The sequence below is a fragment of the Bacillus sp. HSf4 genome (genome assembly GCF_029537375.1).
Classification (GTDB): Bacteria; Bacillota; Bacilli; order Bacillales; family Bacillaceae; genus Bacillus; species Bacillus sonorensis_A.
Map to the genome: position 1 here is coordinate 1,349,874 of NZ_CP120679.1, position 21,014 is coordinate 1,370,887.

27 protein-coding genes, 1 pseudogene and 1 riboswitch are annotated in these 21,014 nt (G+C 46.9%); of the genes and pseudogenes, 11 read left to right on the plus strand and 17 right to left on the minus strand.

Annotated elements, in window-relative coordinates; all coding sequences use genetic code 11:
- The first annotated feature begins 68 nt into the window (after window positions 1–68).
- Window positions 69–545 carry a CotO family spore coat protein gene (locus tag P3X63_RS06865; RefSeq protein WP_026586438.1) on the plus strand — a complete coding sequence of 159 codons (477 nt, stop codon included), beginning with the start codon at window positions 69–71 and terminating at the stop codon, window positions 543–545.
- Between the two features lie 27 nt (window positions 546–572).
- Here P3X63_RS06865 and P3X63_RS06870 read toward each other — a convergent pair whose 3' ends face one another.
- From P3X63_RS06870 to P3X63_RS06890, 5 genes are all read right to left on the minus strand, one after another.
- A complete protein-coding gene (locus P3X63_RS06870; RefSeq protein WP_026586439.1) occupies window positions 573–1,022 on the minus strand; it encodes a CotY/CotZ family spore coat protein in 450 nt (149 codons plus the stop codon).
- 150 nt (window positions 1,023–1,172) lie between these two features.
- Window positions 1,173–1,658, minus strand: coding sequence for a CotY/CotZ family spore coat protein (locus tag P3X63_RS06875; RefSeq protein ID WP_026586440.1), 486 nt, complete (start codon window positions 1,656–1,658; stop codon window positions 1,173–1,175).
- Between the two features lie 130 nt (window positions 1,659–1,788).
- Window positions 1,789–2,295, minus strand: coding sequence for a spore coat protein (locus P3X63_RS06880; protein WP_026586441.1), 507 nt, complete (start codon window positions 2,293–2,295; stop codon window positions 1,789–1,791).
- 67 nt (window positions 2,296–2,362) lie between these two features.
- Window positions 2,363–2,704, minus strand: a complete 342-nt coding sequence (locus P3X63_RS06885; protein ID WP_026586442.1) for a hypothetical protein — start codon at window positions 2,702–2,704, stop codon at window positions 2,363–2,365.
- 46 nt (window positions 2,705–2,750) lie between these two features.
- A complete protein-coding gene (locus P3X63_RS06890) occupies window positions 2,751–3,137 on the minus strand; it encodes a spore coat protein (protein ID WP_026586443.1) in 387 nt (128 codons plus the stop codon).
- 171 nt (window positions 3,138–3,308) lie between these two features.
- On the opposite strand from P3X63_RS06890, the gene P3X63_RS06895 reads away from it, so the two are divergent.
- From P3X63_RS06895 to spoVIF, 5 genes are all read left to right on the plus strand, one after another.
- The gene (locus P3X63_RS06895) at window positions 3,309–3,665 is read left to right on the plus strand and encodes a DUF1360 domain-containing protein (protein WP_026586444.1); all 357 of its coding nucleotides are present in this window, start codon (window positions 3,309–3,311) and stop codon (window positions 3,663–3,665) included.
- A 77-nt stretch (window positions 3,666–3,742) separates the two neighbouring features.
- Entirely contained in the window at window positions 3,743–3,868 is a 126-nt protein-coding gene (locus P3X63_RS06900; RefSeq protein ID WP_268884412.1) for a hypothetical protein, read from the plus strand.
- An 86-nt stretch (window positions 3,869–3,954) separates the two neighbouring features.
- A complete protein-coding gene (locus P3X63_RS06905; protein WP_026586445.1) occupies window positions 3,955–4,164 on the plus strand; it encodes a hypothetical protein in 210 nt (69 codons plus the stop codon).
- Between the two features lie 79 nt (window positions 4,165–4,243).
- A complete protein-coding gene (locus tag P3X63_RS06910; RefSeq protein WP_026586446.1) occupies window positions 4,244–4,363 on the plus strand; it encodes a YjcZ family sporulation protein in 120 nt (39 codons plus the stop codon).
- Between the two features lie 131 nt (window positions 4,364–4,494).
- Window positions 4,495–4,752, plus strand: a complete 258-nt coding sequence (gene spoVIF / locus P3X63_RS06915) for a sporulation-specific transcription regulator SpoVIF (RefSeq protein WP_026586447.1) — start codon at window positions 4,495–4,497, stop codon at window positions 4,750–4,752.
- A 38-nt stretch (window positions 4,753–4,790) separates the two neighbouring features.
- Here spoVIF and P3X63_RS06920 read toward each other — a convergent pair whose 3' ends face one another.
- Complete coding sequence (locus P3X63_RS06920) at window positions 4,791–7,064, minus strand: ATP-dependent helicase (protein WP_026586448.1); 2,274 nt, start codon at window positions 7,062–7,064, stop codon at window positions 4,791–4,793.
- 116 nt (window positions 7,065–7,180) lie between these two features.
- On the opposite strand from P3X63_RS06920, the gene P3X63_RS06925 reads away from it, so the two are divergent.
- Complete coding sequence (locus P3X63_RS06925; protein WP_026586449.1) at window positions 7,181–7,438, plus strand: hypothetical protein; 258 nt, start codon at window positions 7,181–7,183, stop codon at window positions 7,436–7,438.
- A 47-nt stretch (window positions 7,439–7,485) separates the two neighbouring features.
- Here P3X63_RS06925 and uptA read toward each other — a convergent pair whose 3' ends face one another.
- The 10 genes from uptA to P3X63_RS06975 form a co-directional block, all read right to left on the minus strand.
- Window positions 7,486–8,073 (minus strand): undecaprenyl phosphate transporter UptA, encoded by a 588-nt coding sequence (uptA, locus tag P3X63_RS06930; RefSeq protein ID WP_026586450.1) that lies wholly within the window; start codon window positions 8,071–8,073, stop codon window positions 7,486–7,488.
- 94 nt (window positions 8,074–8,167) lie between these two features.
- Complete coding sequence (gene galE / locus P3X63_RS06935; protein ID WP_026586451.1) at window positions 8,168–9,154, minus strand: UDP-glucose 4-epimerase GalE; 987 nt, start codon at window positions 9,152–9,154, stop codon at window positions 8,168–8,170.
- Window positions 9,151–10,041, minus strand: a complete 891-nt coding sequence (gene galU / locus P3X63_RS06940) for a UTP--glucose-1-phosphate uridylyltransferase GalU (protein WP_026586452.1) — start codon at window positions 10,039–10,041, stop codon at window positions 9,151–9,153. Before galU ends, galE begins: the two co-directional genes overlap by 4 nt.
- Window positions 10,042–10,067: 26 nt before the next feature.
- Window positions 10,068–10,463, minus strand: coding sequence for a GtrA family protein (locus tag P3X63_RS06945; RefSeq protein WP_026586453.1), 396 nt, complete (start codon window positions 10,461–10,463; stop codon window positions 10,068–10,070).
- 162 nt (window positions 10,464–10,625) lie between these two features.
- A complete protein-coding gene (locus P3X63_RS06950; protein ID WP_026586454.1) occupies window positions 10,626–11,045 on the minus strand; it encodes a GNAT family N-acetyltransferase in 420 nt (139 codons plus the stop codon).
- A 9-nt stretch (window positions 11,046–11,054) separates the two neighbouring features.
- Complete coding sequence (locus tag P3X63_RS06955) at window positions 11,055–11,564, minus strand: YjcG family protein (protein ID WP_026586455.1); 510 nt, start codon at window positions 11,562–11,564, stop codon at window positions 11,055–11,057.
- Window positions 11,565–11,628: 64 nt separating this feature from the next.
- Complete coding sequence (locus tag P3X63_RS06960; protein ID WP_026586456.1) at window positions 11,629–12,351, minus strand: esterase family protein; 723 nt, start codon at window positions 12,349–12,351, stop codon at window positions 11,629–11,631.
- 123 nt (window positions 12,352–12,474) lie between these two features.
- The gene (locus P3X63_RS06965) at window positions 12,475–12,927 is read right to left on the minus strand and encodes a helix-hairpin-helix domain-containing protein (RefSeq protein ID WP_277692642.1); all 453 of its coding nucleotides are present in this window, start codon (window positions 12,925–12,927) and stop codon (window positions 12,475–12,477) included.
- Window positions 12,928–12,944: 17 nt separating this feature from the next.
- Window positions 12,945–13,433, minus strand: coding sequence for a DinB family protein (locus P3X63_RS06970; protein WP_277692643.1), 489 nt, complete (start codon window positions 13,431–13,433; stop codon window positions 12,945–12,947).
- Window positions 13,434–13,510: 77 nt separating this feature from the next.
- Complete coding sequence (locus tag P3X63_RS06975) at window positions 13,511–14,455, minus strand: helix-turn-helix transcriptional regulator (protein WP_077737028.1); 945 nt, start codon at window positions 14,453–14,455, stop codon at window positions 13,511–13,513.
- 126 nt (window positions 14,456–14,581) lie between these two features.
- A riboswitch (SAM riboswitch) is annotated at window positions 14,582–14,700 on the plus strand.
- A gap of 64 nt (window positions 14,701–14,764) precedes the next feature.
- Between P3X63_RS06975 and P3X63_RS06980 the strand changes: the two genes are divergently transcribed.
- A complete protein-coding gene (locus P3X63_RS06980; protein ID WP_277692644.1) occupies window positions 14,765–15,883 on the plus strand; it encodes a methionine biosynthesis PLP-dependent protein in 1,119 nt (372 codons plus the stop codon).
- The gene (gene metC, locus P3X63_RS06985) at window positions 15,880–17,055 is read left to right on the plus strand and encodes a cystathionine beta-lyase (protein WP_277692645.1); all 1,176 of its coding nucleotides are present in this window, start codon (window positions 15,880–15,882) and stop codon (window positions 17,053–17,055) included. The genes P3X63_RS06980 and metC overlap by 4 nt, the downstream gene beginning before the upstream one ends.
- A 37-nt stretch (window positions 17,056–17,092) precedes the next feature.
- On the opposite strand, the gene P3X63_RS06990 is transcribed toward metC, so the two are convergent.
- A complete protein-coding gene (locus P3X63_RS06990) occupies window positions 17,093–18,289 on the minus strand; it encodes a DUF819 family protein (RefSeq protein ID WP_277692646.1) in 1,197 nt (398 codons plus the stop codon).
- Between the two features lie 440 nt (window positions 18,290–18,729).
- On the opposite strand from P3X63_RS06990, the gene P3X63_RS06995 reads away from it, so the two are divergent.
- Window positions 18,730–19,455, plus strand: coding sequence for an NPP1 family protein (locus tag P3X63_RS06995; RefSeq protein ID WP_026586463.1), 726 nt, complete (start codon window positions 18,730–18,732; stop codon window positions 19,453–19,455).
- A gap of 125 nt (window positions 19,456–19,580) precedes the next feature.
- Window positions 19,581–20,954: pseudogene (locus P3X63_RS07000) on the plus strand (serine hydrolase).
- Window positions 20,955–21,014: the final 60 nt, after the last annotated feature.

Below are 21,014 nucleotides of genomic sequence, written 5' to 3' on the forward strand. Positions count from 1 at the left end.
TTTCTTTTCTTCTGATTTCTCCGTTCCCGTCATATAGATATACCATGAACGCAAACGGAGGGATAAAGATGTCTAATAAGAAAAACGACGCGGAGCAAAAGCCGCTCATGTATATTGTGCAGCCGGATTATGGCACGGCGGACGCCAACATGCAGGATATTCTCATTAAACGAAAGAAAAAGGAAAAGCCGGTTCCTTCGGAGCAAAAGGCAAAGCGGAAAGAAGAGCGCGCAGAAGCTTCGCCTTCCAAGGAGAAAGAAGCGGAAGCCGTGCACAAAGAGGAGACGGACGGACCTGAAAAAGGGATGAAGCCGGTTAAGAAGCCGATCAGCAAAATGTCCATCAATGAAAAGATCGACTTTTTAACAAGCCTGCCGGGAAATATGCCAAAAACCCTTTGTCTGATAGAAGCAGACGGAAAAACATACAGAGGGACGATCGTTGACAAAAAAGACGGAGCGGTCTTCGTTCGGACATCGAGCAAAGGCGCTCCGGCGAAACTTGCGATCGAGAGCATCACGTCGCTGCACCCGCTCGGCTTTTAACAAAAAAAGTCCCGGTTCAGGGACTTTTTATTTTGAACGGTTGATCAGTTGCGGATTGAGACATTCGATAGCACAGAAGCATTCCAAATCGACTTCGATGCAGAAATTCGTTTTTTCAAGGCGGAACACATCGCATATTTTATCTTTATCATCTGTAAAATCGAGAATGCGGCGGTTTTCATCAAAGGCGATCAACAGTCTTAGTGTGGCGCAGCAGTCATCGATATTTTCCACTCTGAAGAAAACGGTGCTGAAACAAGGGCCTGCTTGAAGTTCACCCACATTTCCGAACGCTACAAAAGGCTTTGACTTTGATGTGTATAAAATGAATGGAATGGTGTCGCCTAAATTGCGTGTCGGTGACAGCAGGTTGCTGAAGCAGCTGGTCGGGCAGCCTTCCTCTTCAATGGCGTTTTGCAGGTCGTGGATGTTTTCGACGGCTTCACAAACACAATTGTCGCCTGAAAATTTCGTCATGTTATCATCCCTCCTAAATCAGGATTTTAATTTCGTTTCGAAACGGCCGGGTTTTTATTGGCAAAAGGAGCTGCCGAGAGCCGGCAGCCGTTGTAAAGAGTGTACCAAGCCGTCCTTATGGGCGAATCGGCTTGATACAGTCCAACATCTTTAACCGTTATGATGATGATTTTTGTCTGCTGTGCGATCGACTAGATCAGGTGACAGACATTGAATCGCACAGAAACATGTCAGGTCAACCTCGATGCAAAAGTCCGTTTTTTCAAGCCCGAAAAAGTCAGGGTCACAAGGGTGGCAAACGCTGAGTGTGTCGCCGTTTATGTCCACAGGCCTCAGGATTGAAAGAGTTGCACAGCAATCTTTTAGATTTTCTGCCCGGAAGAAAATAGATTCGAAACACTGCATATCATCTGAAAATCCGCCGACATTTCCAAATGTTGAAAACAGTCCGCCTTTTTTGTCGTACAAAAGGAACGGAATCGTGTCTTTACCGGAAACAGTCGGACTCAGCAGGTTGCCAAAGCAGCTTGTCGAGCACGCTGATGTTTCCTCGACTGCATTCTGCTCTTCAATAATCTGCTCAACTGCTTCGCATACACAATTTTCATGCCGGCCATGGTTTTTTCCGCAGCTCATGGATTTCAGCTCCTTTGTATAGGATATTTGACTTTAGTCTTTAACAAGATATGTACCCGTGCCCTTGTTGGTGTGGGTGATCGTCTATAAAAATGAAGAAAAGCAGAGCTTGGTGGCTCTGCTTTTTGTATTAGATGATGCCGACAATAAGCGTTGCGATGACAACTGTGAGCGTTTGGACCGCCGTGCTGACCAATACAGCGACATCTGTATCTTCTGTTGTGACTGTTACATCGCGGGAATTGTCGATGACCAATTTTTGTCGGTTTGCTTGTTTGTTTGCTGTTACCTGCAGCAGGTCTTGTGATACAAGCTCTGCAAGCTCAGCATCATCAATGATTGCAAGAACGACTGTGACGATCGCTGTCTGTACTGCTGTCATGACGGATGCGACAACTTGCGTTTCCTCGGTAGAGACTCTGATATCGCAAGAGTCTTTGATGATGATCGTTTCATCTGAAAGCTGTTTGTTAATGTTGAACTGATCGAGCTCCTGATTGATAAATGCCTCGTCTTTGCCGCATTTGCAGCTGTAGTCATCACAAAGCTGTTTCTTAGGGAATCTCGGATAATACTCTGATCCCGGATGCTCGCATTCAGGATCAAGCGCAACCCAAGAATATGGTCTGGTTTCCATTTGATTTCCTCCTTCCATTTACTATTATTAAATGTTCAAACTCTTGAACTTGTATATGGCAGATACCCTACTCCAAATCCCCATTTTTTTCTTCTTTTTCGGCTGTCGTCTCCTGTTGCCTTCTTTGTTTGAGCTTTTCTCTTAATTTATTTGAACGTCTTCTTCGTCTTGGTTTTTCTTCAGACTGTGAGGAAGCCTCAGCTTGGGATTTTTGCTTCTCTTTCTGTTTTTGGATGAGGGCTTCGGATTGTGCTTTCAAATCATCGAGAATGTTCAAAATGGTTTCCTTTTCCCCTTCTGACAGCTTCCGCACATTATCTTTTGAGACGCCGTGTTTTCTTAGAATATTTTGGACAAGCGTATTCGTTAGCGGGCTGACATCTGCTTTAAGTTTTTCGCGGTCTGACAATTGATTCTCACCTCAATTTCTAAAAAATATTAGAAAGAAAGAAGCTTTAAAGGATGTCAAGTTCTGTTAAAAGCGCGATCAGCACTTCAATTAAAACTTGGACTGTAAGAAGGATCTGCAGAGAGGAAAGTGTAATGGTTACATTTCGGCTGCCAATGACTTGAATGAAAAATTTCTTTCTATTTAGCAGTCTATTTACGGCTAAAACGTGTTCAGTGACGATGTCTGCCGTATCCTGATCTTCGATCGCTATCTGCGCCGACATGATCATCAATGTGATGACGATGGCCTGTAAAGAGAGTGCGGCTGTTACGTTTGCCGTGTTGATCGTGACATGTTCCGAATCAATCACTTCAATCAACTGGTCATATTCACTGGTTAGTTCGTTGAACGTTTTCTCATACAGTTCTTCGGCATTTTCATGAAACGACATAACCTTCACTCCTTTCTTATCCACACTTTATTAAATGCAGACCGGTATCTTAGCGGAATAAGGAAAACATACAATTCAGCACCCAATTTTAGAGGAATGAAGCTTCTCGCATCATGTTTATGATGCGAATAGCATATATTTGGAAATAGACTTTTTTAGAGGGGGAGCCCTGTGATACAAAGCTGGCTGTTGTTCATTTTAATTTCCATTGCGGTGTTTCGGCTGACGCGCCTGATCGTGTTTGATACGATCACAGCCCCGCTACGCAGCTTTTTCCACGAGGAAATTGAAGAAAAAAACGAAAAAACCGGTGAAATTGAAACCTATATTGTCATGAAAGGGAAAGGCTTGAGAGCCTGGATCGGCGAGCTGTTGAGCTGCTATTGGTGCACGGGGGTGTGGTGTACGGCGTTCTTGCTGATTTTTTATGCCTTCATTCCGGACGTCGCCCAATGGCTGATCCTCTTGCTTGCCATCGCAGGCTTAGCGGGGGTGCTGGAGACGATTGTATCAAAATGGCTGGACTGAATGGGGGTTTGTCACAGCAACTTATCGAAGAAAGAATCATATAATGGCACATAAGAATGAGAAAGGAAGGAATGGCAATGAGACAATTGAAAAGACGGCAGCAAGGCCGATTAAAGAATGCTTCCAGCAACAATCAGTCCACTTTCTCAAAAAAAGTGAAGAAAAAAGGCTGCGGATGCGGCAAAAAAAAGAGAATTCAATAATATGAACAAAAAAACCGGAAATCATCCGGTTTTTTGTTTCCCTTTTTTCACCTCTTGCATACATCATTCATGAGGAGGAAGATCGCATGAATCTTTTTGAACAGCTGTTCGAGTCCATATTCGAAAAGCATCAGCGAAAGCAGGCAGATCATGAGCGGATCATGTTTGATAACGAGAAAGAATTGGACCGGTTTGATTGCTTCGCAGCACAGTTTGAACAACAGCTTGAACAATTTGCGGAATACGCTGAAAAACGGCTGGGGAAAGAGGGGAATCTTCCGGGCATTTTTAAATAATCCACACAAGCCCTATGCATCAATCCAAGCGAAACCTAGCAACTATCATATCGTGTAGAGAGAAAAGGAGGTGCTTTAGATGGGCTTTTGTTGTGGCGGAGGCTATGGCTATGGCGGAGGCGGCTATGGCTCGCAATTTGTGCTGATCGTTGTGTTGTTTATTCTTCTTATCATTGTAGGTGCTTCTTTTAAATACTAATTCTCTAGTTCAAAAGGAAGAGAGCGCCGCGCCTTTGGTTTGCGCGCTCTCTTCTTGTTCAGGTGGAAAAGCACAACACGTTTTCCGAATGCATAAGATAGCGTATCACTCCCAAAAAAGGAGGCAGGGGTATGGACAATCAATTTTTCAAGAAAATTGAAAAGAAAACGGGCGTCAGTATGACGGACGTCATGCAGCTGGCAAATTCTTTGCAAAACGCAAACTTCAAAGATGAAAATACGGTCCGCAGCGTCATTAAGCGCGTTGCACAATTGGCGAACAAACGGGTTCCGAAGGAAATGGAAGATAAGATCGTCGAATCGATTGTCAGCGGAAAAGAAAAAATGGATTTCAATACGATCACGAAAATGATGAACTCCAAAAAATAAACACCGCGCCTTCCGATGAAAGGGAGGCCCGGTGTTTTTTACTTGAGTTGCAATTCAGGTTTCGGTTTTAAAAGCGGCTGCAAAAATCTTGAGCGGTATGCGCTTCGGCCTCTTCTGACCGAAGGGACGCTGATATATAAATTGTGTTCGGCCCTGGTCATCGCGACATAGAGGAGCCTTCGTTCTTCTTCAAGAGCGGTTTCATCCCCTTTTCTCGCCGCATCGAGCGCGAAATCGTGGGGGATGGAGCCGTCTAGCGCTCCGAGGATATAGACCGTTTTAAATTCGAGTCCTTTCGCGCGGTGGATCGTCAAAAGCTGGACACCGCCGGGATCGGGTTTGCTTTTTTCGGCAGCCCGCATATGGTCGACATGTTCGAGAAATTCCGGAATCGTCTTGAATTTTTTCGCTGCTGTTTTGAGATCGCGCAGATCATCCGACCCTTTTTCGAGCTTGTTGCCTTCGTTTCCGCGCTTTTTCAAGTAATCGGAAAAGCCCATCTTTTCCTCGGCAAACGTGATCGCTTCGACCGGTTTCATCGTTTTCAGGCCGGTGAAAAAAGGAATGATTTTTTTGATTTTTTCGCGCTGAAACGGTTTGATGTCAGTTAATGTTGCGAGCGCCTCTACCATTGTGCAGTCTTCCGTGATCGAGGCGGCTTTGAGCGTATTTAATGCGGACTGTTTGAGAAACAGCGCCGGCAAAAGCTGTTTGATGGCTTCGGCATCGTCCTGATTTTGGCTTAAATACAAAAAGCTGAGCATCTGCCGGACAATCCGCCTGCTGTAGAATGTTCTGACGCCTTGCTCGGCTGCGTAGGGAACGGCTGATTGATGGAGCCGTTCAAAAATGGCCCGTCCGCCGCTGTTTGTCCGATAAAGCACGGCGAAATCTTCCGGCTTTGCCCCCATTTCGATTTTTTTCCGGATATCTGAGACGACCATGATCGCTTCTTCTTCCTCATCATAAGGATAAAATAAAATCGGTTTTTTCTGGTCGTCCCTGACTGCTTTCAATGTTTTCGGGAAGCGCTTTTTATTTTTTTTCACGACCGCGTCCGCACTTGCCACGATCGGGTGGGATGACCTGTAGTTGGTTGTGAGGCGGATCGTTTTCGCGTTTGGGTAGTCTTGATCAAAGTCCAGTATAAAAGACGGGCTGCTGCCTCTGAACGCGTAGATCGACTGATCATCATCCCCGACGCATGTCAGGTTGTTTTCAGGACTTGCGAGAAGCTTGATGATCGCGTATTGAACAGGATTGATATCCTGAAACTCATCGATCAGAATCGCATGAAAGCGCATCTGGTATTTCTCTAAAACATCGGGCCGTTCTTGAAAGAGCTCATAGCATGCCGATGCCATATCGTCAAAATCGAATTGCCGCCGCTCTCTTTTTCGTTCTTCATAATGGCGGTACAGCCGGTGCACCCGCTTTTCCCATTCGTCTTCAAGGGGGATGCGCTCTTTCGGAAGGTAAGCGTTCTTCCAGTAGCCGATCTGCTGGATCGCTTGGTCAACGGGAAAATCCTTTTCATCAAGACCTTCTTCGGCCAGCGCCATTTTGATATACTGTTCTTTTTGCCATTCCCATTTCAATAAATGCTCGCCATTCCATTTATCCGGATCGTGATGATAGAGAATTTTATAAAAAAGGCTGTGGAATGTGCCGGTCACGATGCGGTTGACAGTGCGTTCGGCCAGTCCGTACTGGGAAGCCATCCGCTCCTTCATTTCCTTCACCGCTTTTGTCGTAAATGTCACAAGCAGGATGGCTGACGGCGGGACATCGAGCTTTTCGATCATATACGCCGCCCGGGCGGTTAATACCCGCGTTTTCCCGCTTCCGGCACCGGCCAGGACTAACAGCGGCTCCTCTGAAGCAGAAACGGCTTCAAGCTGTTTTTCATTTAAAGGGACATTCGGAAACACCTGCTCTGCCGCCACTTCTGTCTCCGGAGCAAACGGAGTCGAAACAGCCGCTTCTCTCGGCGGCTCCCAATGTACCGTCTGCTGTGATTCTGCAATCGCTTTTCCTTGCGGCAGGCGGAAGACGCCGCTTTCCTGATAGTCCGCTTCTTTGATCTCTTCTGTTTGTTCTTTCAGATCTTCCGCTTCACATAGAGAAAAATCTCCGTTTTCTCTATGGAAAAATTGCGGCTCTTCATGAATCGTCAATTTCAGTCTGAGAGGTGTGCCGCAGTGTTTGCAAGTGATGCGGTCTTTTCTTGCCTCATCAAAGAGGAATTGAAGATGTTCTCTCGAATATTTATGTATATGAATGTCTCGGTTATTTAATCGGGCGCATTTCAAAAAGAGCACCTCCAACAATTGGTAGTCGTCCGGTTGTGAGACAACGTCTATCATATCAAATGAGATCCGTTTCAAACAGTCGATTTTTGGGAATGTAAGTGTGAGGGGGAGGAACGATGGGATATTTGCCGCCGGTTCACAATGATCAGTATAGACAATACGCCAATCGCAGCATCAACCGGAAATCAAATTATGCATATATACAAAAAACTGCCGATATTCCAAGCGAACGGGCTTACCGGGAAGTGGAGAAAAGAGAGGAAAATCTGTCCGCTTTCGGAAAGCGGCTGCAGGAAAAGAAGCGGAAAAAAGCGCTGAACCGCCGGGGCGGAGGCCGGAAAACGAGGGGAAACCATATCAATGAGTCTGTTTAACTGTCATGCCCATGAAAAACCCCGGCTGTTGAAGGCCGGGGTTTTCGTTATTTTTTGCGAAACTTTTTGAGCCCGAAATAGAGAATAATCAAGGCGGCAGCCGCGAACATGATCGGTGTTGTGTATGTCCGGGCGACATTTTCGACATGATCCCACTTGCTGCCCAGCTGTATGCCAAGGTAGACGAATAAAATCGACCACGGGATGATGGCGAGCACAGTCAAGCCGGTGAATTTCCAAATCGGCATTTTGGCGATGCCGGCCGGAATGGAGATGGCGTGGCGCACCACGGGGATGAACCGGGCTGAAAAGACAACGCCGCCGCCGTATTTTTCAAACCATTTTTCCGCTGTTTCGATATGATGCTTTTGGATGAATAAGTATTTTCCGTATCTATATAAAAACGGACGTCCTCCGTAGTAGCCGAGCCAATAAAGAAACAATTGGGCAATCGTTCCCCCGATGACGCCGGCGATCACGGCTCCGGTGATGGTGATCGTTCCGTTTGAGACCATGTATCCTCCGTAAGCGAGCACGATTTCACTGGGGATGATCTCGATCATTAAACCGATTGCAATCCCGAGGTATCCGAGATCGGTCAGCCACATTAAAATATCATTCACTATGCTTCCCATTTTCTTTTTTTCACCCTGCCTTTACACTTTCATCAGCCGAACTTTCAGGCCAGCTGCAGAAATGCCTGCCGCTAATGACGGAAACAAGCGAATGTTAAAACCCGCTCGGATGAGCTTTATGCCATTCCCAAGCGCTTTGAATAATGGTTTCTAAATCGCTGTATTTCGGCTTCCACCCGAGCTGTTCCTGCAATTTCCCGCTGTCTGCCACAAGCACAGGCGGATCTCCCGCTCTCCGCCCGTCCGTTTTTTTCGCAATGATTCGTTCTGTTATCGTTTCCGCAGTTTCAATGATTTCTTTTACGGAATGTCCGGCTCCTGTCCCTACATTATAAACATTTTGTTTCAGTCTGTCTTCATATATCCCGGAAAGAGCTGAAAGATGGGCCGAAGCTAAGTCCAAAACATGAATATAGTCCCTGATGCACGTCCCGTCCGGTGTCGGATAATCATCACCGAAGATGGAGATGGCCGCCCGCCGGCCCAGGGCTGTTTGCAGAACGAGCGGGATGAGGTGGCTTTCCGGATTGTGGTCTTCGCCGATGGCTCCGTTTAAGGCGGCGCCTGCCGCATTGAAATAGCGGAGGGCGGCCCACTTCACACCGTGCTTTTTGCCGACCCAATGGAGATACTTTTCAATCATCAGCTTTGATTCGCCATAAGGATTGACCGGTGCGAGCGGATCGGTTTCTTTAATCGGTTTGTTTCCGGTTATACCGTAGACGGCAGCGGTTGAAGAAAACACGATGTTTTTGATACCTGCACCGATAATCGTTTCAAAAAATGCACATGATTTCATCGTATTTTCCCTAAAGTAGTGCTCCGGCTTTTCGATTGATTCTGATACAAGGCTCTTTGCGGCGAAATGGATGACAGCATCGACCTCATGCCGCCTGATCATCGCTTTGACCAATTCGCTGTCGCTGATATCGCCTTCGTAAAAGTGGGGGGCATGAACAGCTTCCCTGTGCCCTGTAGACAGATTGTCAAGAACGACAGCGGCTATGTTTTGTTTTTTGAGTTCGAGAACGGTGTGGCTGCCGATATATCCGGCACCACCGGTGACCAGCACTGTTTTCATCGCAAAGCTCCTTTCTGCATCTCCCTTTTTAAGACGCTTTCCAAGTAGGCTAACAGGTTTGGCCGCATTTCCTCGCGCATCAGGCCGATCTCCGTGCTCGCTTTAAAACAGCCGAGTTTGTCACCGATATCGAAACGGCTTCCTTCCAATTGCCGGGCATAAATGTTTCGTGTTCTGCAGATTTCCCTGAGTGCGTCGGTCAATTGGATTTCGTTTCCCGCGCCCCTTTTCGTATGTTCGAGCACCGGGAAGATCGCAGGGTCCAAAATATAGCGGCCCATCACCGCAATATTGGAAGGCGCTTCTTTGACCGAAGGTTTTTCGACGAGATCCTGAATATCATAGACTTTATTTTTTTGCACGGTCGTCTGGATGATCCCGTATTTGCTGACATCTGCCGGTTCAACCGTCTGAACGCCGATGACTTCTGTCTGGTATTGTTCATAGACATCGATGAGCTGCTGGAGAGCCGGCTTTTCCGAAACCATAATGTCATCGCCGAGCAGGACGGCGAACGGTTCATCACCGATGAAGTGACGTGCTGACAACACCGCAGCCCCGAGTCCGAGGGGCTCTTTTTGTCTGATGTAATGGATGTTTGCCATGTCGGCAATGTCCCGTATTTCCTTTAATGTTTCAGTTTTTCCTTTGTTTAATAGACTTTGCTCCAGCTCAACCGACCGGTCAAAATGATCTTCAATCGAGCGCTTATTTCTTCCTGTAATGATCAAAATATCTTCTATTCCTGATTGGACGGCTTCTTCGACAATATATTGTATGGCCGGTTTATCGACAATCGGCAGCATTTCCTTCGGCTGCGCTTTTGTCGCCGGGAGAAATCTTGTTCCCAACCCCGCTGCTGGGATGACGGCTTTTTTTACTTTCATATTCCTTCACTCCTGTTCATTTTTGTTTATCGATTTGTTTCCGGGTCCTGAAACACCCAAAGCCGGTTACCGGCAAAATTGACCGCCATGCCGAGAACAGTTGCTGCTATTTTGCTGATCACAAGGGACAGCCCCCTTTGTTGAAGAGCGTATAGAAGCAGAAAAGTCATGGCTGACGCTGCTAAATTGATGATGATAAATCGGAAAACTTCCTTTCCGTGGGCTTTTTCTTTGACTTGAAACGTCCATGTCCGATTCCAGATATAGCTGTTAGCCACCCCTGCCGAATAGGAGAAAATCTGAGCGATAAGGTAGGGGACATGGAGTGACGTCAGGAGGAAAAATACGCCGAAATCAATGAGTGTGTTTCCGACTCCGACGGTTCCAAAACGAAATAATGTGACGAGCTTCTGTTTGATCATAGCGGCATTCGATTTTGACCTCCCATCGGATTTTTAGCGCTTCCTTCAAAGCTTAAAAACAACTTTAATGGATAATGTTGAATAAACGATAAACAAAAGATGAACAAACTATGAAATGTTTTTCCGGGAAAAGAAAAACCGTTCCAATTTGACTTGGAACGGTTACTTTTTCACCATTTTCACATGGGGAATATTCGCGTCTAAAAATTCCTCTGAAACGACTTTGTAGCCGTGTTTTTCATAAAATGGGACGGCCTGCGTCTGGGCGTTCAGCATAAATTGATGAGCCCCCTGTTTCCGGGCTTCCTGTTCGAGCGCTTCAATGATCAGGTTGCCTATGCCAAGCGAGCGGTGGCTTTTGAGGACGCAGATCCGTTCAAGCTTGCCGAAATCGTCGACAAGGCGGAGACGCCCGGCTCCGATCGGCTCTTTTCCGTCATAGATAACAAGATGTGAAGACTCTTGATCGAGATGATCCATTTCTTCTTCCGGAGATACGTTTTGTTCTTTGATAAATACTTCTTCTCTTACAAAAAATGCGTCTTCCAGCTGTTGTTTATTCTTCGCGATGACGGCTTCCACTGGGACTCATCACTCTCCTAAAATAAAAGTTTCATACACTGTCCACGAGCCGTTGTCCAATTGGTAAAGCAGGTGAAAGCGGTCAACGGTTTCTTCGTGTGACGCATCTCTCATTTTCAGCGAGCCGAGGACATCGGAATGCTCGTCATTTGACAGGTTTTGGGCGATCGTGACATGGGGAACAAACGCATATTCCGGTTTGTCTTCCAAAACGCCGCTGTACATTTTTTCGTGAAGCTCTGTCAGCTCCTCGTTCGGTTCGGCTTTCATGTAGATGACATTGTTCACGGGAGCGAAAGAGCTGAATTTCGTGATTTTGAGCGGGATCGGCTTGAGTTCTTTTGCCAGTTCTCGCAGCTGCTGCACGACTTGGCCGATTTTTTCTTCAGACGCTTCAAAAGATGTTCTTAGTGTAAGATGAGGCGGGATTAAAGCGTAATTCGGATCATAGCGTTTTCGATAGGAATTTGCAATATCCTGAAGTTTTTTTGATGGAAATAACACAATACCGTATTTCATTTTGTTCCCTCCTTAAACAATTTATATGGTTTAGTATATCAAAGATAGGCCGATATACGGAGAGCTAGAGCATTTTTTTTAAAGCAGGGGTGATCAGAGGCTGCCAGTACGTCCACTTATGATCACCATCAAATGTTTCAAAGTCATAGTCCGCCTTCTTTTGTTGAAGCAAGTCTTTCAGTTTTTGGTTGGGCTTCGTAAAATCGAGTATTTGCTCATCTGTTGTGTGAACTTCGGTTTCTTTTGTGCCGATTTGGTGGCAGATGGAGATCAGCTGCAGGGAATCGGAGTGCAGCACCTTGTCCAATACATGGTCATCGACATAAGGGGACTGCATGATGACATTGCCGAACATATTCGGGTAATCAAGCGCTGTCATCAAGGAGACCGTCCCGCCGAGCGAATCACCAATCAGGGTCCGCCCTGATCCGACCTGGTATGTCGGATATTCACGGTCTGCGAAAGGAACAAGTTCATGTGCGAGAAAGCGTTTGTAAGCTTCAAACTTCGAGCCCTCCGGATGGTATGTAAGCCGTCTTTCCTGCACGTTTTTGTAAGGAACGCCGATGATGATGGACCGTTCGATTTCACCGTTGTTAAGCAGTTCCTCAAGCTGGCGGCTGATGCGGCCGAGCCGGAAATAGTCGTGCCCGTCCTGGGCGATGATGACATGGTATTTGTAGAGCGGGGAATAGGAGGCGGGCAGATAGACCAAAAGCTCCATTTCTTCGCCGAGCTCTTTTGAAAAAAGCTTTTTTTCCTGAATGACTCCTGTTTTCATAGCCAAGGTGAATTCCTCCAGAAATGATGTTGTGAACGTTTCCATACATTGTAACACGAATTTCACAAAAATTCTCTTGCGAAACGCAATTTTCGCTTATCAAAAAGGCCGCCGGAAATCGGCAGCCTTTCAGCGTTTTTTCTCATACCAGGGGGTGGACGGTCGATCCGCAGGATATCCGTATTGCTCGCGGTATCTTTTTCTTTCTTCTGTGAAATCCCACCAGCTTTTCCCGCTTCCGGGATTGTTGGCGTAATAGACGATACAGCGCAGCGCATCTTCTGCACAAGGGTCTTCCCAATAGCCTTTTCGCTTTTCGAGGCGGATGATCAAATCCGCACCTGTCTCATCTTTGATGTCAGCGAGCGAATAAAAGCCTAAATCGATGACCTCCTGAGCGATTTTCGGGCCGATGGAAGGAACCGTTTGGAATTGGGCGAGCGCTTTGATGTATTTGGCCCGCGCCATAGTTGAACCGAGCGCTTGAGCAAGGCTTTTCACTTCCATTTCCGCTGTGTCTTTTACTTTGAACTTGGCGGCTCTTAACCCGGAGCGTTCTTTGTCTGTAAGAGGAAGCTTCATATCAAAATCACCTTCATTCAAATATAGAGATCGAACATGCTGACTTGATAACCAAGCTGTTTTAAATAGTTGAACAGCTGGGCGCGGTGGTGGAAGATATGGGTGAATGTTTCCGCCAGCCAGCGGCTTTGGGTCATGCCTTCTTCAAGATAAAACGGTGTTGTTTTCTTTGTTAACAATGCTTGATCTGACATGGAGACGAAATAGGTTTTCAATTGTTCAAAGCCTGTTTTCATGGCTTGCGTCATGTCATCCGCAGATTGGAAGTCCCCATAGCGGTTTTCAATGACAGCGATATCGCTTTGCTTTTTTTCCTGCATAATCGCCAGGTCTGATTCCGGTATGGCGGCAAGGTGGCAAGCGAGCTCTTTCAGACTGCGCATGTTGTCGGCGGGGCGGTAGGACCAGTCAGATTCCTTCACCTTTTCGAAAAGAAGGCATGTCGATCGCACCCCCGTTTCCATTTCGTGCAAGAGAACATCTCGCATTGTGTGAACAGCATTCATCAGCGTCACCCTTTCTACGTGAATATACCTTGATCTTACCACGCAATCCTGACAGCTTTTGTCATGGTTCGAAAAAATCAGCTGTAGCGCACCAAAAGCTCAGCCGCTTTTTGTTTTAGGCGCTCTTTGATTTCCGCCGGTTCGATCACAACAGCTTCAGCGCCTAAATTCCATAATAGGTCAGCAATATAGTCCATTTCCGCTGTTGGAATATCTGTATTGATCGAGCCGCTTCCGTCTTCATTCATGGCAACGATTTTCGCCAAATCAAGGTCAGACATCGCCTGTCTTACGCCGGCCGGCGTCAATTGTGCACATAAACGAACGGGGTCCGGACACTTGCTTTCAGAAGTCTGAATCCAGCTGAGAACGGATTGATATGGAAGAGAGAGGGCTTGTTCGTCTGTTGTTTTTTCCGCTTTGACAATGCGGTCTGCGCGAAACAGCCGGAAAGCCCGCCTTTTAAAACAGTATGCCGGCAAATACCAGAAACCATTCCAGCTGTATAAGCCGATCGGCTGTATTGATCTTTTCGTTTCTGCCGCTCCCTCATAATGGATGGTTAAAACGGATTGCTCTACAGCGGCATCCAGCAATGTGATTAAATGCTCTGCCGCCTTTGGACGATGCGGATTCCAGAAGACGATCCTGTCCTTCATCGCATCGATCCGCTTTTGCGTGTTTTCCGGGAGGTGATGATAAAATTTTTTTAAAACCGTCCTCGTTTCCGTTTCGAAGGGCAGCGAGCCAAAAAACTGCAAAGATTGATAGGCGAAAAACATGGCGGCTGCCTCAGATTCTGTGAAAAAAAGCGGGGGCAGCATCGGCTCATTCAGCAAATAATAGCCTCCATTGGCGCCTGTTTCGGAATAGATGGGGACACCGAGCGCGCTCAGCTCGTCCAAGTCCCGGAGAATGGTGCGGTAGGAAACCCCGAATTCGGCTGCAAGCTCCCCGGCGGTGAATTTTCGCTTTGTTTGAATGGTCATCATCAATTCGATTAATCGCTGTGTTTTAGGCATCGCTTCCTCCCACTGGCCGTTTTTTTCATCATACCACTATGTAGGCGGTCGAAAGGTAAAAAAAAGACCCTTGAAAAATGTCCTGAATTAGTTTAAAGTAAAGAACAATCAGAAAATTAAACAGATTTCTTATCACGAGAGGTGGAGGGACTGGCCCTTTGAAACCTCAGCAACCGGTCTGCACTGAACTTTGTCCAGTGTACCAAGGTGCTAAATCCAGCAAGCGAATGCTTGGGAGATAAGAAGAAGCGCATAATCCCCCTTCTTCTTATGAAGAAGGGGTTTTTACTTTTTAAAGGATGGTGTCATATGACTGAACATGTACAAACAACATTGGCGCAAATCGGAAACCGCAGTGATGAAATAACGGGAACCGTCAACCCCCCCGTTTATTTCTCGTCCGCCTACAGGCATAAAGGAATCGGGGAATCAACCGGATTTGACTATATCCGCACAAAAAATCCAACAAGACAGCTTGTGGAAGATGCGATCGCGAAACTCGAAGGGGGGACGCGCGGCTTTGCGTTCAGTTCGGGTATGGCCGCCATTCAGACGATCATGGCTCTGTTTCAAAGCGGAGATGAGCTGATTGTTTCCTCGGATTTATACGGAGGAACATACCGTCTGTTTGAAAATGAATGGAAGAAATACGGTCTGCGCTTTTTGTATGATGATTTTGCAGATGAAGACTGTATCAAATCAAAGATCACGGCGAACACAAAAGCGCTTTTTGTGGAAACCCCGACTAACCCGCTGATGCAGGAAACCGATATTCAAAAAGTCGCTGGAATCGCCAAAGCCCATGATTTACTTCTGATTGTCGACAATACGTTTTACACCCCGGTGCTGCAAAAGCCGATTGAACTGGGAGCTGACCTTGTTATCCATAGTGCGACAAAGTATTTGGGCGGCCATAACGACCTTTTGGCAGGGCTTGTCGTCGCCAAAGACGAAGAGCTGGCAGAAGAGATGTTTCAGCATCAAAACGCCATCGGCGCAGTATTGTCACCGTTTGACTCCTGGCTTTTGATGAGAGGCATGAAGACGCTGGCCCTCAGAATGAAGCAGCACGAGGAAAACGCGCGTGAGCTCGCGGCCTTTTTAAAAGAGCAGGAGGAAATTGCCGATGTTCTTTATCCGGGAAAAGGCGGCATGCTGTCATTCCGTGTCCAAAAGGAGGAATGGGTCAACCCGTTTCTTCAAAACCTAAAAACAATCTGCTTCGCCGAAAGCCTTGGAGGTGTTGAAAGCTTCATCACCTATCCGGCGACACAGACCCATATGGATATACCGGAAGAAATCCGCATCGCCGGCGGCGTCTGCAACAGGCTCCTTCGTTTTTCGGTCGGAATTGAGCATGCAGCGGATTTGAAGGATGACCTCAAGCAGGCATTGCAGCAAGTGAAAGAGGAGGCGGTTGGCCGATGAGTAAGGGAAATTGGACACTCGAGACAAAGCTTGTCCACAATCAGCATAAAACCGATGGAACAACAGGAGCCGTCAGCGTACCGATCCAGCATGCCTCCACCTTTCATCAAAGCTCATTTGACCAGTTTGGCGAATATGACTACAGCCGTTCAGGAACGCCGACAAGGAAGGCGCTTGAAGACGCGATCGCCGAGCTGGAAGGGGGGACGCGCGGCTTTGCGTTTTCTTCGGGAATGGCTGCCATTTCCACCGCTTTTCTGCTTTTGTCCAAAGGGGATCATGTCCTGGTCACAAAGGATGTCTACGGCGGAACGTACCGAATGATTACAGACGTGCTGAGCCGCTTCGGGATTGAGCACACATTCGTCGATATGACGGATTTAAATGAAATTGCTTTAAACATCAAGGAAAACACAAAAGTCATCTACTTAGAAACACCGTCAAATCCGACGCTCGGCATTACCGATATCACCGGCGTCGTCAAGCTGGCGAAAGCGCACGGCTGCCTGACGTTTCTCGATAACACGTTCATGACCCCGGCGCTTCAGCGTCCGCTTGAGCTCGGCGTTGATGTCGTGCTCCACAGCGCAACGAAATTTTTAAGCGGCCACAGCGACGTTTTATCAGGGCTTGCCGTCGTCAAAGACGAAAAGCTCGGGGAAGACCTTTATAAACTGCAAAATTCGTTTGGCGCGGTCCTCGGTGTTCAGGACTGCTGGCTTGTGCTGAGAGGGCTGAAAACGCTCCAGGTGCGGCTTGAAAAAGCGAGCAGGACGGCTCAGCAGCTCGCCGAGTTTTTCGTGAACCATCCTGCCGTCAAACAAGTGTATTATCCGGGACTGTCTTCACATCCGGGCGCTTCGGTTCACAAACAGCAGGCGAACGGCGCCGGCGCGGTGCTTTCCTTTGAGCTGGAGGATGCGGAAGCCGTCAAACAGGTTGTGGAAAATGTCTCTCTCCCCGTCTTTGCCGTCAGTCTAGGAGCGGTAGAATCGATTCTCTCCTATCCGGCGAAAATGTCGCATGCCGCCATGCCGAAAGAGGAGCGCGCAAAACGGGGTATTACCGACGGACTTTTGCGACTGAGCGTCGGTGTCGAACATGCCGATGATTTACAGGCGGACTTCGCACAAGCCTTAGAAACCGTAACGGAGACGCTCTTCCGCACGTAGGAGACGAAAAAGCCGGGGATTCCCCGGCTTTTTTGCATCACAGAAGTGATGAAAACCATGTTCCAAGCATTGTTCCGACATAATTGCCGATCAGATAGCCGAACGTGCCGACGAGCATGATCGGGGCGATGAGCTCCCGCCAGCCTTTTGCAATTGCCATTGCAGCCGCCGTCGTCGGACCGCCGACAGAGGCGTTCGTCGCAAGCAAAACTTCTTCAAGCCGAAAACGGAGGATTTTTCCCGCTGCCAGCGAGACGAGCAGATTGGACATGGCAATGATAAAGACAAACGCTAAAAGGAGCGGAGCATTCATGAGGATGATCCGCAAGTCTGCGGGGATGCCGATCACCACAAAAAATAAATAAATCAAATAAGTGCCGATTTCCTGAGTACCCTTTAGCTTTTCAAACCAGCGCGGAAAGGCGAAGGTTAAGAAAAGCGTCAGCGTTGTCAAAAGCAGATACTGATCGCCGAGAATGCCGGAGATGAACTGGGCGAAAAACGACCCGCCGTCGGAAGCGAGCCGTTCTTTAAAATAAGCCGCCGCTTTCACGGAAACGACAACGATCGCAAAAGCAGCTCCCAGCCCTAAGGCGATATCCTGCAATGAGATTTCTTTTCGTTTCCAATAGGCTTCCGCCTCGTTTTGTCTCGGCGCCGCCGCTTTCCCTCCGGCAAAGCGATTTTGAAACCATTTCACCGCCGGTATGCCCATTAAAGTGAAAAAGAGCAGCGCCATCATGAAGTTATCAGCGACAACTGTCGATGAAACAAATTCTCCAGGAGGGGAAAATTTCGCCGCCATCGCCGCGAAATTCACCCCTCCTCCAATATAGGAAGCACTGATCATTCCGCCGATTTTGTCAAGGTGTGGAATCTGCTCTTTAAAAAGAAAAAATGCGAAAATGCTTCCGATCATTGTACCGATCGCACTGATGCAAAACATAAACAGAAGCCGGCCGCTTTCCCGGAGAATTTTCCGGAGGTTGATTTGAAAAAGCAGCAATGGAATCGCCAGCGGAACGACATATGTCCAAACCGCGTCATAAACAGGCGATTCGGTCGGCAGGATCCCCACATTCGTAAACAGCATCGCCCCGCCAAGCGCCAGCACCGCGCCTGACACCGCCGCCGCCCAGCGAAACCGCTGCTCCAAATAAATGCTCACCGCCGCCCAAACCGCAATAAATCCCCAAAGCATCCACACATCATCCGCTGAAATGACTGAATTCATAAAACCCCTCCTGTCTTTATTTTGAATTATCTGATAATTATAAGTTGGAAGGCAGATTTGATCAATAGGGAACAGAAGAACACTGAGAGAACGATCCCATTAAGGATTGAAAGTTTGTGTTCAACCTCATTTTAGGTCTAAAGTATCTTTTTGAATTTCTCGAATTGTGAATCGATATGATCATTCCTGTCGTTTGGAGATTTGGAATGGACAAGAAGTTAATCGTTTTGGATCATTTTTATTTGCAGAAAAATTTGTATACTAAGTTCATGAAAGGAGGGTGAGAAAAACGGTTACAGTTGTTTTGTCTTAATGCAAATAGAGATGAATTGCAGAAATACATAAGTTAACGATGACGTTTTAGATGATGTTGGTGTCCAGGCAATCTTCAATGCAATTATCAATATCCTTCTGTAAAATGAATGGAAAGGAAGTTGAGAATGAAGAAAATCGCATATGTGCTTTTTTTGTCTGTTTTGGCTTTTGTCGGCTTAACACCATCAGCAAACGCAGCGGTCATCGATCATGACAAAGTGATAGGCTTCAAAGAAGTAACACCTGTTACCGTTACGCAAAAAGCGGCGAAACGCTTTCAGCCATATTTAAAGGTGGCCAGCGGATGTGTGCCCTTTCCCGCAGTAGACGCGCAGGGCAATACGAGCGGGGGATTAGAGCCTACCGGAGCGCCGGAAGGCCACTGCAGCAAAAGCGTCGGACAAGTATATTCGCGATCTGCGTGGTACAACGGGGTATGGGCCATCATGTATGCTTGGTATTTTCCGAAAGATTCACCGATCGCCTTAAAGCCATTTGGCCATCGACATGACTGGGAAGGCATCGTCGTATGGATTGACAACCCGGCCAATCAAAATCCGAAGGTACTGTCAATTGCCTATTCACAACACGGCAAATTTGCAAAAACAGCTCCAAACAGTCATATCATGGATGGCGATCATCCTAAGATCAGATATGACGCTCCTCAATCACCGATCAATCACAGCTTATACGTTGACAGCGCAAAAGGCGGAATGCAGCCTTTAATCGGCTGGGAAGACTTAACACCTGCTGCAAGAAACGCATTGAATACAGCGGATTTTGGAAGTGCAAACGTTCCTTTTAATGATCCAAACTTTATGAATCATTTAGGGAAGGCTTGGTTTAGATAAAGAAATTTATTAGCCGGTTGGACAAACAGCTCATATCCATCCTTCAAAGACAAGATGTATTCTTGTCTTTTTTTAGTTGAAACCTTTAATTTCCATATGTGTATAAAAAGAAAGGAGGTGAAGAAGTGAAACAGAAAAAAAGAGAACAGCTTGTCCATCTGTTTCGTGTGTTGAATAAAAGAAGTCCTATCAATGCGGCAGTGTTAGTTGCTGAAGACGGTGACATTCTCTATCAAAACGCCTTCGGCTATGCAAACCTGGCAGATAAGCGTTTGTTACAGGAACATTCCTTATTTGAATTAGCATCGCTATCCAAGCCGTTCACCGCCTTGGGGATCCTTCAATTAGCACAGCAAGGGGCATTGAATATCGAGGATCCCATAGAACGGTGGATGACGGGATTCCCCTATCAGGGCGTAACGATTCACCATTTATTGACACATACGTCAGGGCTGCCCGATTATATGGAATGGTTTCTGCAACATTGGGATCACAACAAGATTGCTGTTAACCAAGATATCGTTGATATGCTGGTGAATCATCAGCCGCAACGCTATTTTGCCCCGGGTGAAGGTTGGCTGTACAGCAATACGGGATATGTGCTGCTTGCGGTTATCATTGAAAAGGCATCAGGTCTGAGTTTTGCCGAATATATGAAAAAAAGTATCTTTGAACCGGTGGAAATGCGGAACTCAAGGGTGTATAACAGAAGGCTTCAGCCTGAAACCATTGAGAACTATGCGTATGGATATGTGTATGACGTGCATACAGAACAGTACGTTCTGCCTGATGACCTTGAAGAAACAAAATATGTCTGCTATCTTGACGGGATTCAGGGGGACGGAACCGTAAACTCAACCATTCATGATTTATATTTGTTCGACCAGGCTTTATATACAGACCATTTAATCAATCAAGCCTCAAAAGAGCTTGCTTTTTCCCCCACTTTTCTGAAAAACGGAGAGTCTGTAGATTACGGGTGCGGCTGGGTGCTTCGGGACAGTCCTGAAACAGGGCGAATTGTCGGTCACAGCGGAGGCTGGCCAGGCTATTCAACCGTAATGATCCGATATATCGATCAACGAAAAACCTTCATTTATTTGAGCAATGTGGAACAGGATGATGAATATGAACAGGCCATCTTTGAAGCCGTTGAAAATATCCTGTTTGACAAGGCCTGCAAAATCCCTGATCGCCCTGCCGATCAAAAGAAAAAAGAGATCGATCCGGCCATTTACAAAAGATATGTCGGAAGTTATTCACTTCAGGATGGCACCGCCGCTCATGTGACAGTTGATAAGGACCGGCTTTATATGCAAATCACCGGACAGATCCGTTTTGAATGATTTCCAGCCTCGGAAACGCGCTTTTTCCTCAGGTCATTGTCTGTTGAAGTGGAATTTATTCTGGAGGATGGTGTGGTAACTCGCTTGATTATTTATCAAAATGGTGCAGAGGAAGAAGCGGTGCGGATAGTGGAATCAAACAGCAAGATATGACGGTTTTGCTTGAGCGTTTGGCGGCCTGGCTCTGTTGTCTGTCAGGAGGAAATTTATCGT

Coding starts and splice junctions, on each gene's coding strand:
- P3X63_RS06865 (WP_026586438.1), top strand. CDS start 69: ATGTCTAATAAGAAAAACGACGCGGAGCAAAAGCCGCTCATGTATATT.
- P3X63_RS06870 (WP_026586439.1), bottom strand. CDS start 1,022: ATGACGAAATTTTCAGGCGACAATTGTGTTTGTGAAGCCGTCGAAAAC.
- P3X63_RS06875 (WP_026586440.1), bottom strand. CDS start 1,658: ATGAGCTGCGGAAAAAACCATGGCCGGCATGAAAATTGTGTATGCGAA.
- P3X63_RS06880 (WP_026586441.1), bottom strand. CDS start 2,295: ATGGAAACCAGACCATATTCTTGGGTTGCGCTTGATCCTGAATGCGAG.
- P3X63_RS06890 (WP_026586443.1), bottom strand. CDS start 3,137: ATGTCGTTTCATGAAAATGCCGAAGAACTGTATGAGAAAACGTTCAAC.
- P3X63_RS06900 (WP_268884412.1), top strand. CDS start 3,743: ATGAGACAATTGAAAAGACGGCAGCAAGGCCGATTAAAGAATGCTTCC.
- P3X63_RS06905 (WP_026586445.1), top strand. CDS start 3,955: ATGAATCTTTTTGAACAGCTGTTCGAGTCCATATTCGAAAAGCATCAG.
- P3X63_RS06910 (WP_026586446.1), top strand. CDS start 4,244: ATGGGCTTTTGTTGTGGCGGAGGCTATGGCTATGGCGGAGGCGGCTAT.
- spoVIF (WP_026586447.1), top strand. CDS start 4,495: ATGGACAATCAATTTTTCAAGAAAATTGAAAAGAAAACGGGCGTCAGT.
- P3X63_RS06925 (WP_026586449.1), top strand. CDS start 7,181: ATGGGATATTTGCCGCCGGTTCACAATGATCAGTATAGACAATACGCC.
- uptA (WP_026586450.1), bottom strand. CDS start 8,073: ATGGGAAGCATAGTGAATGATATTTTAATGTGGCTGACCGATCTCGGA.
- galE (WP_026586451.1), bottom strand. CDS start 9,154: ATGAAAACAGTGCTGGTCACCGGTGGTGCCGGATATATCGGCAGCCAC.
- galU (WP_026586452.1), bottom strand. CDS start 10,041: ATGAAAGTAAAAAAAGCCGTCATCCCAGCAGCGGGGTTGGGAACAAGA.
- P3X63_RS06945 (WP_026586453.1), bottom strand. CDS start 10,463: ATGATCAAACAGAAGCTCGTCACATTATTTCGTTTTGGAACCGTCGGA.
- P3X63_RS06955 (WP_026586455.1), bottom strand. CDS start 11,564: ATGAAATACGGTATTGTGTTATTTCCATCAAAAAAACTTCAGGATATT.
- P3X63_RS06965 (WP_277692642.1), bottom strand. CDS start 12,927: ATGAAGCTTCCTCTTACAGACAAAGAACGCTCCGGGTTAAGAGCCGCC.
- P3X63_RS06970 (WP_277692643.1), bottom strand. CDS start 13,433: ATGAATGCTGTTCACACAATGCGAGATGTTCTCTTGCACGAAATGGAA.
- P3X63_RS06975 (WP_077737028.1), bottom strand. CDS start 14,455: ATGCCTAAAACACAGCGATTAATCGAATTGATGATGACCATTCAAACA.
- P3X63_RS06980 (WP_277692644.1), top strand. CDS start 14,765: ATGACTGAACATGTACAAACAACATTGGCGCAAATCGGAAACCGCAGT.
- metC (WP_277692645.1), top strand. CDS start 15,880: ATGAGTAAGGGAAATTGGACACTCGAGACAAAGCTTGTCCACAATCAG.
- P3X63_RS06990 (WP_277692646.1), bottom strand. CDS start 18,289: ATGAATTCAGTCATTTCAGCGGATGATGTGTGGATGCTTTGGGGATTT.
- P3X63_RS06995 (WP_026586463.1), top strand. CDS start 18,730: ATGAAGAAAATCGCATATGTGCTTTTTTTGTCTGTTTTGGCTTTTGTC.